At 60.2% G+C, this 13887-nt stretch carries 12 protein-coding genes; 7 read left to right on the top strand and 5 right to left on the bottom strand.

The annotated features are described in order from the left end of the window. Nucleotides 1-63: 63 nt before the first annotated feature. The gene (locus FHT76_RS22010) at nt 64-1419 is read right to left on the bottom strand and encodes a L,D-transpeptidase (RefSeq protein WP_183860955.1); all 1356 of its coding nucleotides are present in this window, start codon (nt 1417-1419) and stop codon (nt 64-66) included. Nucleotides 1420-1651: 232 nt separating this feature from the next. Between FHT76_RS22010 and FHT76_RS22005 the strand changes: the two genes are divergently transcribed. The 3 genes from FHT76_RS22005 (at nt 1652) to FHT76_RS21995 (ending at nt 3317) form a co-directional block, all read left to right on the top strand. Continuing rightward, a complete protein-coding gene (locus FHT76_RS22005) occupies nt 1652-2491 on the top strand; it encodes a DUF4432 family protein (RefSeq protein WP_183860953.1) in 840 nt (279 codons plus the stop codon). 69 nt (nt 2492-2560) lie between these two features. Next, on the top strand, nt 2561-2899 hold the full coding sequence (locus FHT76_RS22000; RefSeq protein WP_183860951.1) for a TIGR01244 family sulfur transferase: 339 nt from the start codon (nt 2561-2563) through the stop codon (nt 2897-2899). A 73-nt stretch (nt 2900-2972) separates the two neighbouring features. Continuing rightward, nucleotides 2973-3317 carry a RidA family protein gene (locus FHT76_RS21995; protein ID WP_183754531.1) on the top strand — a complete coding sequence of 115 codons (345 nt, stop codon included), beginning with the start codon at nt 2973-2975 and terminating at the stop codon, nt 3315-3317. 39 nt (nt 3318-3356) lie between these two features. On the opposite strand, the gene FHT76_RS21990 is transcribed toward FHT76_RS21995, so the two are convergent. From FHT76_RS21990 to FHT76_RS21975, 4 genes are read right to left on the bottom strand one after another with little or no spacing between them, the layout of a single operon-like run. Continuing rightward, complete coding sequence (locus FHT76_RS21990; RefSeq protein WP_183860949.1) at nt 3357-5015, bottom strand: thiamine pyrophosphate-binding protein; 1659 nt, start codon at nt 5013-5015, stop codon at nt 3357-3359. After that, nucleotides 5012-6214 (bottom strand): CaiB/BaiF CoA-transferase family protein, encoded by a 1203-nt coding sequence (locus tag FHT76_RS21985; protein WP_183860947.1) that lies wholly within the window; start codon nt 6212-6214, stop codon nt 5012-5014. The genes FHT76_RS21990 and FHT76_RS21985 overlap by 4 nt, the downstream gene beginning before the upstream one ends. An 18-nt stretch (nt 6215-6232) precedes the next feature. After that, a complete protein-coding gene (locus FHT76_RS21980; protein ID WP_183860945.1) occupies nt 6233-7189 on the bottom strand; it encodes a DMT family transporter in 957 nt (318 codons plus the stop codon). 16 nt (nt 7190-7205) lie between these two features. Next, nucleotides 7206-8135, bottom strand: a complete 930-nt coding sequence (locus tag FHT76_RS21975; protein WP_183860943.1) for an alpha/beta hydrolase — start codon at nt 8133-8135, stop codon at nt 7206-7208. 157 nt (nt 8136-8292) lie between these two features. Here FHT76_RS21975 and FHT76_RS21970 point away from each other — a divergent pair, with 157 nt between their 5' ends. The 4 genes from FHT76_RS21970 to FHT76_RS21955 all read left to right on the top strand — a co-directional run bounded on the left by FHT76_RS21970 (nt 8293) and on the right by FHT76_RS21955 (nt 13884). After that, on the top strand, nt 8293-9030 hold the full coding sequence (locus tag FHT76_RS21970; RefSeq protein ID WP_183860941.1) for a ribonuclease T2 family protein: 738 nt from the start codon (nt 8293-8295) through the stop codon (nt 9028-9030). 75 nt (nt 9031-9105) lie between these two features. Continuing rightward, complete coding sequence (locus tag FHT76_RS21965; protein ID WP_183860939.1) at nt 9106-10911, top strand: hypothetical protein; 1806 nt, start codon at nt 9106-9108, stop codon at nt 10909-10911. A 131-nt stretch (nt 10912-11042) separates the two neighbouring features. Next, nucleotides 11043-12692, top strand: a complete 1650-nt coding sequence (gene ettA, locus FHT76_RS21960) for an energy-dependent translational throttle protein EttA (RefSeq protein ID WP_114713201.1) — start codon at nt 11043-11045, stop codon at nt 12690-12692. Nucleotides 12693-12861: 169 nt separating this feature from the next. Next, nucleotides 12862-13884: a metalloregulator ArsR/SmtB family transcription factor gene (locus FHT76_RS21955; protein ID WP_183860936.1), complete on the top strand. Its 1023-nt coding sequence runs from the start codon at nt 12862-12864 to the stop codon at nt 13882-13884. Nucleotides 13885-13887 lie beyond the last annotated feature (3 nt).

The raw sequence follows: 13887 nt of genomic DNA, 5'->3' as shown, positions 1-13887 counted from the left end.
CTGATCGACAAATGAAAAATGCGCCCGTAGAGGCGCATTTTTTCTGGTTGGTGCCGCCTGGGATCAATCGACGAATTCGACCGTGACGCCGGGCTTGACCATCTTCGCCAGTTCGGTGGCATCCCAGTTCGTGAGACGGATGCAGCCGTGGCTCTGCGTGCGGCCGATCTTCGACGGCTCCGGCGTTCCGTGGATGCCGTAGGTCGGCTTCGAGAGCGCCATCCAGACCGTGCCGACAGGTCCGTTGGGACCCGGTGGGATATTCAAGATCTTGTCGTTGGCGCCCTGCTGAAAGTTGATCTTCGGATTGTAGGTGTAGCCCGGGTTCAAGGCGACGCGCTCGACCGTCACGGTGCCGGAGGGCGAGGGCGTGTCCGTCGATCCGATCGAGGCCGGGTAAGCGGCGATCAAGTTGCCACTGTTGTCATAGGCGAAGACCTGCTTGCGGCCCTTGTCTGCCACGATGCGCGCAACTGCTCCACCCTTTGCGTCGCCCGGATTAACGACCTTGATGATTGTGCCGGGGACGGTGAAATCCACGCCTGGGTTGATTTCCTTCAGGAAACCTTCGTCCATGTGAAAGCGCTCGGCGAGCATCTCGGTTGTCGAAGTGTAGCCGAGAGACGACATGGCGGCCTTGTGGGCGTAGTCCTCCGGGATTTCCGCTACGTAAGGGCCGGCGGCGTCCGCCGGCGTGATCGTGTAGCTGACGAGCGGTAGACCGCCCGTCATCCGCAACTGCTCGAGAATGGCATCGGTGTTGTTGGGGTCAAGCGTCTCGCCGGCCATCTGCTGGTAGGCATAGATTGCCTTGGTGACGTTCGCGCCCATGCGGCCATCGATGGCGCCGGGAGACACGCCAGCGCGATCAAGGAAAACCTGCAGCGCAACAATTTCGGACTTCGATTTGTTCTTGAGCGTGATCACCGGCTCCTGGGGCGGCTTCGGCTCCAACATCTCGGGTGTCTGCTGATCCTGCTCGATGGACGCATAGTTATCGCCGCCCGGCGGGTAAGGCTGATCGTCAAGCGGCTGTCGGTCGATCGCAGCGTCGCGTGGGATCGAGCCGGTGACTGCACCGCGTTCGGAGTAACGGGCATCGCCGTACGGATCGTTTCCGTAGTAGCCATCGCCATTGTAGGCGTCGCGCACCGGCGGGCGCGGGTAGTAGCCACGCGCACGCATCTCGGTTGCGATCACATTGCCGTAGGGATCGATGAGGACACGGTTGCCGCGCCGGTCGCGTGCGTAGGCTGCGCCCGAAGGGATGTAGTCGAGGATATCGCCGTTTGGCGCCACGAAGACGACGTCACGTTGGCGACCATTATAAAACTGCTGCGCCTCGGCAGAGGGTGCCGCGACAGCGATGGCCAGCAGGGCTGCTGCGGCAGACAATCCCGATATTACAAAGCGATTCACGTCTTTAGACCCTTCAGTGACTTGGCCGACACACACCTGCGAATTTTGACGCTAGTGTGGAATTTATGAAATCGTGCTGAACAAAAGATAAAAACTCCGTGATTTTTCCTTTGGTCATAAACATTTGGGGGCATGGGTCGGTTCCGGTGCGCTCAGCGTGTGGTCGCGATTGACGAATTCGGCGGCACGACATAACCGTGCAAAGGTGGTCAGAACGGGAGGAAGTTGGACGATGATCGAGTTTGCCGCCGCTAAGGGGCCGAAACTGATGCTTGACGAGACGTCGCTGATGGATGTCGGCGGATGTGTTGTCAACGGCGTCGATGTTGCTCCCAAGGAGGCGGTTCCGGATGACGGCGATGCGCGCATTTCGCATTCCGTGCAGGGCTTCCTCTTTACCTGCGGACCGGATCATATCCGTCATCGTGAGCCCATACCCGGCCGCGCCGACGGGAAGGTATATCCCTTGCATGGATCAGGCCCCGGCCATGCAGCCAAAGTTCTCTGGACGAAGTTCGAGAATGGCAATGCCGAGTGCAGGGCGGACATCGATATCGTAACCGTCGAAGGCTTGCCGGCGCGCATCGAGCGCCATTGGTTCATCCACGGCGGGACAGGCGAAGTCAGCCTCAGAGACAAGGTCGTCAACACGAGCGACAAGGTCGTTCCGACCTTCCTGATGTACCATATGAACATCGGTGGGAAGTGGTTCGACGCGGGCACCCGACTCGAAGGCAAGATGCTCGATGGCGGTGGCTTCCCTTGGAATTTCGGCGAGGAACCGGGCGGCATCTTCTGCGTGGAGGCGCCGGCAACGGAAGGCGGCTTCGCCGAGGTGCGGCTTGGCCCGATTGCTGCCACTGGTGGCAGGGTTCTCAGAGTGCGAATTCTTGCCGAGACGCTGCCGCACCTGCAGGTCTGGCGCAATCAAAAGACGCCTGTCGATGTTCTCGGCATCGAGCCGGTGTCGCATCGATGGGTATCACGCTCCGAGTTGGAAGCGGCGGGCGAATTCGTCATGCTGAAGCCCGGCGAGAGCCGCGATTATGCGCTCAGCTTCGCCTTCGTTTGAGTGATCTGCGGTTGACGCTGCGCATGGGGCGGCGTAGTCATTCACCCCACGATTTCAGGAGGATTAGCGATGGACATTCGCCAGATCGACGACGAGTACTCCGTTTCCGGGCAGATTTCGGTCGAGGATCTCGACCAGATCAAGGCTTTGGGTTTCAAATCGATCGTCTGCCATCGTCCGGACGATGAAAGCCCCGACCAGACGCCTTTTGCGCTGGTAGCAGCGCGCGCCAAGGAACTCGGTCTCGATATCGCGCATGTGCCGGTCGGCCCTATGGGCGTCAATGAGGAGGCTATTGCGGGCATGGTCGATGCCTTGGACGAGTTTCCGCGTCCGATGCTCGGCTATTGCCGTTCCGGTGCGCGTTCGACCGCGATCTATCAGAAGACGCACCACATCCGCGCATAGTACTGATCACTGATCCAGGTTCGACGCCGCTTCAATCCAGCGGCGTCTTTCATTTCGTCAATAGGAGACAATCATGACAATCAAGCGCATCGACGTCGGCGCCCGCATGAGCGGCGCAGTCATCCACGGCAACACCGTCTACCTCGCTGGCCAGGTGGGCGAAGGCGAAAGCGTCACGGAACAGTGCAAGTCGGCGCTCGCCGAAGTCGATCGTCTGCTTGCTGCAGCCGGCTCGAACAAGTCGAAGATCCTGCAGACGCTGATCTATCTTTCCGACATGTCCTACTTCGCAGAAATGAACGCTGCCTGGGAAGCCTGGGTCGATCCGGCGAACACGCCGGCTCGCGCAACCAGCGAAGCCAAGCTTGCTGCGCCGAAGTACAAGGTCGAGTTCACAGTTACGGCCGCCCTCGACTAAGTCGACGGCACCGCGATTTGTAAGGCCGGTGAGTTTCGCTCACCGGCTTTTTGTTTGGGCGATTTCGGACAGCGTGCGCGTCGGCGTAATGGCTTCCGGGTCGAGCTTTACCTCGATGATCGAGGGTTTGCCGCTCGCCCTTGCACGCTCGAAAGCGGCTGCGAAGCTTTCCGTCGTCTCGACCGTCTCCCCATGGCCACCATAAGCGCGTGCAAGGGCGGCAAAGTCCGGGTTGGTCAGATCGGTGCCGCTGACGCGCCCTGGGTACTCGCGCTCCTGATGCATCCGGATGGTGCCGTAAATGCCGTTGTTGATGACAATGGCGATGATCGGCAGGTCATAGCGCACGGCGGTCGCAAATTCCTGGCCGTGCATCAGGAAGCAGCCGTCTCCGGCGAAACAGATGACCTCGCGTTCGGGAAAGAGCTGCTTGGCGGCGACTGCGGCGGGCAGGCCGTAACCCATGGAGCCGGACGCCGGTGCCGCTTGGGTGTTGAATTGACGAAAGCGATGGAAGCGGTGCAGCCAGGTGGCATAGTTGCCGGCACCGTTGGTGAAGATCGTGTCTGGCCGCGTGTTTGCCTCGATCCACTCCATGATCGGTCCCATATGGACCGGGCCGGGACCGGTTTGCGGTGGCGTCGACCATGCCATGTAGGTCTGATGCATCCGTTCGGTTCGTTCCGCCCATCTGAGTTCGCTGGGCGCCTCCAGATCAGCAAGATCCGCAACGAAGTCGCTCGGGCTCGCGCTGATTGCGAGGTCGGGTCGGTAGACACGGCCAAGCTCTGACGGATCCGGATGAACGTGGACGAGTGATTGCTGCGGGTAAGGGATGTCGATCAGCGTATAGCCGGAGGAGGGCATTTCCGACATCCGTCCGCCGAGCAGGATCAGCAGATCGCTCTCCTTGATCTCCTTAGCCAGCGCGGGGTTGATGCCGATGCCGACATCCCCGGCGTAGTTTGGGTGCAGGTGGTCGAACAGCATTTGTCGACGGAACGAGCAACCGACAGGGAGCGCGAAGCGTTCTGAGAACGCTTTCAGGTCGGCCACCGCATCCGCATCCCAGCGCGTACCGCCGACGATGACCATCGGTCGCTCGGCCTTCAGTAGCCGCAAGTAAAAGTCGTCAATCTGGCGGCGGCCGGGATGAGCTTCGACGCGCGAGTAACGCTTGGCGCGGGGCGCCTCTACCTCGTCTCGGAGCATGTCTTCGGGCAGTGACAGGACGACGGGGCCGGGGCGGCCGGATGTTGCAATTGCAAAGGCACGGGTGACGAATTCCGGGATGCGCGCTGCGTCGTCGATCTCGCCTACCCACTTGCTGAACTCCGTCAGCGCACGGCGGAACTCGACCTCCTGAAAGGCTTCGCGTTCCCTTGCATCGCGTTGGACTTGCCCGATGAACAGGATCATCGGGATAGAATCCTGCCTGGCGATATGCAGCCCTGCGGTGGCATTCGTAGCGCCCGGACCGCGGGTTACCATGCAGATGCCGGGCTCGCCGGCGAGCCTGCCCCATGCGTCTGCCATCATGGCCGCGCCGCCTTCCTGGCGGCAAACCATCACGTCGATGTCGCTATCGTAGAGCGCGTCGAGTACGGCAAGGAAACTCTCGCCGGGCACGCAGGAGAGGCGTTTCACCCCATTTGCTTTCAAGGCCTCGACGATCAGTTCTCCGCCAGTCTTTTTCATGATGGTCTTTTCCCCTCCAGTTCGGCGAGTTCCGCCAGAACCTCCTCCTGATGTTCTCCCAGCCGCGGGCTCGGCCGCTCGTAACGCAACGGCGTCTGCGACAGCACGACCGGCGTCCTGACGCCGGGAATGACCGTACCCTTTGCGTCGGCGAGATCTACCCGCAATCCACGCGCCTCAATTTGTGGATCCGCAAACATTTCTTCGATGGTGTTGATCGCACCGGCCGGAACGGCGTTGGCCTCACAGGCTTTAAGAAGGTCGGCTTTCTGCCATTTCAACGTTTCGGTGGAAACGAGCCTGCGGACCTCGTCACGGTTCGCGACGCGCGCCTTGTTCGTCGAAAAACGTAGATCGTCAGCAGTACCCTCGAGACCGAGGATCGCACATAGGCGGCGGAACTGGCCATCGTTGCCGACCGCGAGAATCAGATAGCCATCGGCGGCGGGGACGACTTCATAGGGCGAGATATTCGGATGTGCGTTTCCAAGCCGTGTCGGGGCGCGGCCGGAGACCAGGTAGTTCATGTTCTGGTTGGCCAGTACGGCTGACTGGACATCGAGCAGCGCCATATCGACCAACTGCCCTTCGCCGGTCTTCTGTGCGTGAATCAGCGCTGCCTCGATGGCTGCGACCGCATAGATGCCGGTAAATATGTCGGCGATCGCAACGCCCGCCTTCATCGGCTGCCCGTCGGGCTCACCGGTGATCGACATGAAACCCGACATGCCCTGAACGATATAGTCGTAGCCTGCCAGGCTGGCATAGGGACCGTTCTGGCCGAAACCCGTGATCGAGCAATAAACAAGCTTCGGGTTGATCTTCTTCAGGCTCTCGTAGTCGAGGCCGTATTTCACGAGCCCGCCGAGCTTGAAGTTCTCGATGACCACATCGGCCGTGGCGATGAGGCGGCGAACCAGTGCCTGGTCTTCCTCGCGCTTCAGATCGGCAGTGATCGAGCGCTTCCCGCGGTTGGCAGAGTGATAGTAGGCAGCGGAAAGGTTTTCTCCGTTGGCACCCTCGACAAAGGGTGGGCCCCAGTGCCGGGTGTCATCGCCTCCATCCGGGTTTTCGACCTTGATCACATCGGCGCCCAGATCGGCCAGCATCTGGCCGGCCCATGGGCCGGCGAGCACGCGTGCGAGCTCGATGACGCGGATGCCGGACAGCGGCGGCTTTTGGGGCTGATTGTCCGTCATGTTCCTCCCACGAGCAGATCAGGGCGCCAGGGCCGATTGAGGTGTATCGGATACGGGCTTCGATGCAAAGCGCCGCTCGCGCCATATAATGTACAGCCCCGAGGCGATGATGATGAAGATGCCGAGCCACTTGAGCGCATCCGGGAAGTCGCCGAAGACGAGCCAGGCAAAAATGGTTGCCGACACGATCTCGAAATACTGAAGGGGCGCCAATGTGGAGGCGGGCGCGGCGCGGTAGGCATAGACACCGAAGATGCCGGCAATGGCCGCCGTGACGCCGACGCCGAGCAGGTAGAGGTAGCCACGGCCATCCGGCATCACCGAGTCAAAGACGTCGGAACCCGTGCCGCTGCCGAGCGCGAGCAGAATGGCGCAGAACAATAGACCCCAGATGCCCATCTGAAACTGCATCGCCCACGGGTCTTCCCGGTGTGAAAGCACGCGTGTCATCAAGGCGAAGATGGCAATGCAAAAGGCGCTGACGACGGGCAGAAGCGCCACGTACCCTACCTCTTGAAAGCTTGGCTGAATGATCAGCATTGCTCCGAAGAAGCCGACGCCGCAAGCGGTGTAGCGGCGCCAACCGATCGTCTCCTTGAGGAAGATGCTGCTCAGGATCGTCAATATGATCGGCTCGACGAAGAAGATCGCGATAGCGTCGGCAACCGGCATGTACTTCAGCGTCGTGACAAAGGAGACCATCGAGATCGTTATGATGGCGCCGCGGATGGCATGAAAGATGTTGGCGCGCCACGAGAAGCCCTTCCAGCTTCCGCGCCAGACAACGATCGGCAGCATGCAGAGGGCCTGGACAACAAACCGAGCGCCTGTGATTTCCGCCGCGGGAATCGTCGCGATCGCAAGCTTGGAGAAGATGTCGATGATCGGCGATACGAGCACCGATAGGAACATCAGCAGAATGCCGGTCGAAACCTCTGAAGCAGAAACGGGACGGGAAGAAATACCATGGCTCATCGCGAAATCCTTCGGTTCAGGATCTCGCGATCGCTTCGTCGCACCAGTCGGCGAATGCGGCGATGGCCGCGTCCGCTCCAATTTCATTCAGCGTTTCGTGGCGCATGTCCTGATATATCTGTGTCGTGATACGGGAGAAGCCATGCGCTTTCAAATGGTTTGAAAGCCAGATCACCGCTTTTCCGCCATCCGTCGCCGGATCCTGCCCGCCACCAACAAGATGGATCGGTGTCTGCTTCGGCAGACGGTCCAGATGCGGCGTTTGCGGCGCGCGAAACGTCAGTTCGAAAATATCGAGCCAGAGGGAAACGGAGGCATCGAAGCCGCACAGCGGGTCGGCGATATACTTGTCGACCTCGACAGGGTCGCGGCTTAACCAGTCGAACTCCGTTCGACGATTGGCAATGGACTTTCCCCAAGTGCCGAAGGTGAGCTTCGGCAAAATGCCGCTTGGCACATCGGAGCCCTTCAAGGCCCGTTCGGCCAGCAGGATCGCTTGTGCTGCCCGCCCTGCGACGCCTGGGCTAAAATTGGAGTTCCAGACGGCGACGGCGTCATATTTCTCGGGATGGGTCACAGCAGCGTTCAGCGCGATGAGACCTCCCATCGAATGCCCGAAAACGATGACTGGCAGGCCGGGATACTGTGCCACAGCGCGGTCGCGTACGGCAGAGACGTCATCGATCACCTGCCTGACACCATCGCGGCGGGCAAAGCGTCCGATCGGAGCATCCGCAGCAGTCGTCTCGCCATGTCCACGGTGATCGAAGGCAAAGACATGATAACCACGCGTCGCCATCGCCGCCGCAAAACCGGCGTAGCGCTTGGAATGCTCGGCCAACCCATGGGAGACAACGATAATTCCGCGTGCCTCGGATTGTGCCGCTTCATGATGAAAGCCGAGCGAGGCGTTCGCCGTTTCAAGGCGTTGCGTATCTGCAAACATCAAATCCTCCCGTCTGCGCGAGAAGATCAGATCGTCCGCGAAATGCAACACATCCCAATATTTATGCGACTGGATTTTAGCACCCTAGGGATTGAGGGTTGTGAAAACAGACCCACCATGATTTCTTGTTCATGAATTGTTCCTGGGAGGGATGAAGATGAGCAATCCATTTCTGCGCACGGCTTTATTCCTGATTGCGATCACGACTGCTGGCACCGCTGGAGCCCAGGATGCGGGTGGAAGGACACGCTTCATTTTGGCAGCCAGCTGGCAACCGGCCTTCTGTGAAACCAACCAGCGCAAGCCGGAATGCAGCAGTCAGACCAAGGACAGGTTTGATGCGACCAATTTCTCGCTGCACGGGCTTTGGCCGATGCGCAAGGACTATTGTGATGTCTCGGGCACGCTGCGGACCGCGGACAAGGAAGGTAACTGGAAGAAACTGCCTGAGGTAGAGCTTTCGGCGGAGACCAAAGCCGCGCTTGAGAAGGCGATGCCTGGAACGCAATCCGGGCTGGAGCGCCATGAGTGGATCAAACACGGTACTTGCACAAAGATGAGTGCCGACGACTATTTTGCGACGTCGGTTCGCCTCATCGATCAGCTGAACGCCTCTGCTGTCCGCGATCTTTTCGCTGCCAACATCGGCAAGCCGCTGACGGCGGAGGCGATCAAGGCTGCGTTCGACAAGAGCTTCGGCCCGGGCGCCGGCGATCGGGTCAAGATGAGTTGTCGGCGCGCCGGCGGCGGAGGCCGTGTCATTGACGAGCTCACGATCGGCCTGTCGGAGGACGCCACCTCGAATGACGGAGCGAGCCTGCGCGACCTCATTCAAGGGGCAGGGCGAACCTCGTTCGGCTGCGATCAGGGCGTCGTGGACGCTGCTGGGTTTTAGTGTTTTTGCTCATGTAGCCGAATATTAATCGGATTGGATTAATGTCTGGCCGCTGTTTGCTGGGGCGAGTGCGGAATGGATGCAGTTCTATCGCGAGCCGACTTGAAGGTCTTGCCTGACAGCAGGCCATTTCTGCGCACCTTTCTCACAGTCTACATCACAGGGCTTGCCATTGTTCTGTTCGATCTCGCCGACGGGGTGTTGTTCCTCGGTGATCTCGATGACCAGATGCGTGAGTTGCAGATCCGGTATCTGATGTCGCCGGATGGTCGGTGGTTCGATCTTACGCTGCCGTTCATTTCAATGCCCGAAGCTTACGTTTCGCCCTGGTCGAGATTGATCGATCTACCTTACGCGGCAATAGCGACGTTGCTGCGGCCGTTCATGCCCATCGATCAGGCTATCTCCTTCTCTTTCCGCATCTGGCCGCCGTTGATGCTCGCCCTTTTCTGCCTGCCGGTTGCGTCCACCGTGAAACGGTTGATGGCCGATCAGCCGACGTCGCGCTTGTCGTCGTTGCTGATGTTGATGCTGATGACAATTCTCATGGCGGTTGCCGTGTTCGAATTCTCGCCGGGCCGCATTGACCACCACGATGGCCAACTGGTCGCGATGATGCTTATGGTGTCCGGTCTTGTTCGCTGGGATCAGTTGGGCGGCGCGCTCGTGGGGGGCGCTGCGGCGCTCTCCATCGTCATCGGACTGGAATGCCTGCCGCTGGTCGTTGTTGCCTACGCCGGGCTGGTCCTCTGCTACATTGCCGGCGTCAGGGATGCGCGGGCGATGATTATTGCCAGCGGTCCCGCAATGAGTGCCGTCGCCGGTGCTGCCGCGCTTGCCTTCATTGGCCCGGACGGCATCGTTTCGACGCAATGCGATGCCTTTTCCGCACCCTATCTGTTTCTGTTGATCGGAATGTCCGCCACCCTGTCCTGCGTAGTTTGGGTGGTGCCGGATCGCTCATCGATCTTCGCAAAAATCCTATGGCTGGGCCTGTCAAGCGCATTCGTCCTTGGCCTGGCTGCGTGGTATTTTCCACGCTGTCTCGGCGGCCCCTATCAGATGATCGATCCGGTATCGCGCGCGTTTTGGTTCTCTCGCATTTGGCAGGAGAACAGCTTCCTCTACCTTTACGAGAGTGCGCAATACTCCACCGTTGCGCTGCTGGCGCTTTCCACTTGCGGTGCCCTTCTGGCTGCACCTTACGTCGCCGCGCAGATACGACAGCAAAAGTTCGGCGTGGGGGTTGCATTCGCCGTGGGTCTTGCCTCCCTGCTTCTGACGTTTGACGTCTTGCGGAACATCCGCTTTCCGATTGCGCTCATACCGCCGTTTCTGCCAGCGGCGATTGCCTATTATCTAAATGCCCGATCGCCAACGCGAGGAGTGCGAGTGGCTGTCGGATTTGCCCTTGCATCCGTTCTTGCGCCAGCGGTTCTTTGCCTTGTCATCCGACCGCCGATGCACGTATTCGATGCGGTCGATTACATGACGGCCAGCGACTGCGACGGCGAGGATTTCGGTGTTCTGAATTCGGTCGCCGCGGGACGAATTGCGCTTCCTCAGGGCATCGCGTTGCGCGTGTTATTCGCACGTCCTGCAGGATTTTCTGTCGGCGCAGTGCCATTCCACCGTGCGTCGCCCGGTATGAGACGCATGTTCGAGGCCTTCACCTCGTCTGACGCGGCGGTCCGCCGCGCGGCGTTGGAGCCCTTCGACTATGTGGCTGTATGCCGATTTCCGCTGGCGGCCGATCTACAGCAGGCTCCGCTCTATGCGGCTTTGGCGGCTGGGAAAAGTTGGCCGGGTCTCGAGAGGGTTCCTTATGCGAAGCCGAGCGATTTCCAACTCTTTCGCATCGATCACGCGAAGCTTTGGTAGTGACGCCGTCCCTCTGCAAAATGTCCGCAAGGCCACAAAAGCCTCTGGTTTTTAGCCTTCGCGCGTTGCTCCTTGAGCCCAATTCGCCTACATAGCGGCAAACTTAAATCCCGCCGCGGAGCGAACAATCAATGGCACGTCAGTTCATCTATCATATGGCCGGCCTCAACAAGGCGTACGGCAACAAGAAGGTGCTGGAAAACATCCACCTTTCTTTTTATCCTGATGCCAAGATCGGTATCCTCGGACCAAACGGCGCCGGTAAGTCGACGGTACTACGCATCATGGCCGGCCTCGATAAGGAATACACCGGCGAGGCCTGGCTTGCTGAAGGTGCCACACTCGGCTACCTCGCGCAGGAACCGCAGCTCGATGCCGCCAAAACCGTGCTCGAAAACGTCATGGAAGGTGTTGCTCCGAAGAAGGCGATCCTCGATCGCTATAACGAGCTGATGATGAATTATTCCGACGAGACGGCGGAAGAGGGCGCCAAGCTCCAGGACGTCATTGACAGCCAGAACCTCTGGGACCTCGAAAGCCAGGTCGAAATGGCCATGGACGCGCTGCGCTGCCCGCCAGGCGACTCTTCGGTCGAGAAGCTCTCCGGCGGCGAAAAGCGCCGTGTAGCGCTCTGCCGCCTGTTGTTGGCGCAGCCCGACCTGCTGCTGCTCGACGAACCAACCAACCACCTCGACGCCGAGACGATTGCCTGGCTTGAAAAACATTTGCGCCAGTACCCCGGCTCCGTCCTGATGATCACCCACGATCGCTACTTCCTCGACAATGTCACGGGCTGGATCCTCGAACTCGACCGTGGTCGCGGTATCCCCTACGAGGGCAACTACTCCGCCTATCTGCAATCGAAGGCCAAGCGCATGCAGCAGGAGGGGCGCGAAGAGGCCTCCCGCCAGAAGGCAATCAGCCGCGAGCAGGAATGGATGGCCGCCAGCCCGAAGGCCCGCCAGGCGAAGTCCAAGGCGCGTATCCGTGCCTATGACGAGTTGGTCGCAGCGGCAGAGGCCCGTCGCCCCGGCGATGCGCAGATCGTCATCCCGGTCGGCGAGCGTCTTGGCCAGGTCGTCATCGAAGCCGAGAACCTCACCAAGGGCTATGGCGATACGATGCTCATCGAAAACCTCACCTTCAAGCTGCCGCCCGGCGGCATTGTCGGTGTCATCGGTCCGAACGGCGCCGGCAAGACGACGTTGTTCCGCATGATCACCGGCCAAGAGAAGCCCGATAGCGGCGACATCCGGATCGGCGAGACTGTCGATCTCGGCTATGTCGACCAGAGCCGCGATGCGCTCGACGGCAACAAGACGGTCTGGGAGGAAATCTCCGGCGGCAACGACATCATCAAGCTCGGCAAGCACGAAGTGAACTCGCGCGCCTATTGCGGGGCTTTCAACTTCAAGGGCGGCGACCAGCAGCAGAAGGTCGGCACGCTTTCCGGCGGTCAGCGCAACCGTGTCCACCTGGCCAAGATGTTGAAGGCCGGTGGCAACGTCATCCTGCTCGACGAACCGACCAACGACCTGGATACGGAAACGCTCGCAGCCCTCGAGGACGCGCTCGAAAGCTTCGCCGGCTGCGCTGTCATCATCAGCCACGATCGCATGTTCCTCGACCGCCTGGCGACGCATATCCTCGCCTTTGAGGGCGACAGCCATGTCGAATGGTTCGAGGGCAACTTCGAGGACTACGAGAAGGACAAGATGCGCCGTCTCGGCGTCGACTCGATCAATCCGCACCGCGTGACCTATAAGCGCCTGACGCGCTGATCGCCAAAGAGCGACTCCAGCTATATGAAAGCCCCGGTTCGCCGGGGCTTTTTTTTGCGCGCACCTATGTCGTGATCCGAGCAGCTAATTTCGTGAATGGATGGAATTCCAGCTTGCCACACCTATTCAAATCACATAAAGATATCTTTATATGTTGATTGGATCGGGTATGGGTGAGCCTATCAGACTTGGATTGGATGCTTTGGTGGACGTCCTCAGGGCGGCCGGCGAGCCGACGCGTCTGCGTCTTCTGGCTCTGCTGGCGGCGGGCGACCTGACCGTGACCGATCTTACGGAAATCCTTGGCCAGTCCCAACCGCGTATTTCTCGTCACCTCAAGCTGCTGGGCGAAGCGGATCTGATCGACCGCTACCAGGAAGGCGCCTGGGCCTATTTCCGCCTTCGGCAGGATGGCAAAGCGGCCGCTTTCGTGCGCAGCCTGCTGGCGCATGCCTCCGAGAACGACCCCGTCGTCCTTCGCGACAGCGAACGGCTGGCGACGGTCAAACGTCAGCGGGCCGAGCGCGCGCAGGCCTATTTCAGCCGCAACGCGGCGGAATGGGACGAGCTTCGCCGCCTGCACGCCGCCGATGAAGAGGTCGATGCCGCCGTCATACGGTTGCTCGGCAGCCAGCCGATCGACTCGCTTCTCGATCTGGGCACCGGGACAGGACGCATCCTCGAGCTTCTATCTGGCCTCTATCGCCGGGCGATCGGCGTCGACGCCAGCCGCGACATGCTGAGCGTGGCGCGCGCCAACCTCGACAAGTCAGGGATCACCAAGGCATCCGTTCGTCACGCCGATATCCTGAATTTGCCGTTCGAGGCGCAGGATTTCGACGTGGTGACGATCCATCAGGTGCTGCATTTCTTCGATCAGCCGGAGATCGCAATCGGCGAGGCCGCGCGCATGCTGCGGCCAGGCGGACGGCTTCTTATCATCGATCTTGCCCCACACGGGCTGGAATACCTTCGCGACGAGCACGCGCATGTTCGCCTCGGCTTCTCGCATCAGTCGATGTCCGACTGGCTGCGCAAGGCCGGGCTGGATGTCGAGCAGGTCGTCGATCTTCACCCGGGTCATCAAAGCGGGCAGGGGCTCACCGTCACTGTTTGGCTTGCGCGCGACCCTCGGCGCCTCACGGCCTCAGCCGTGAGTGAAGGCGCCGAACCCATACTTGCCGGGAGATAATGA

The organism is Rhizobium sp. BK176, from assembly GCF_024808055.1.
The sequence above is the reverse complement of the archived record's forward strand: the minus strand, read 5'-3'. Positions and strand labels throughout refer to the sequence as shown.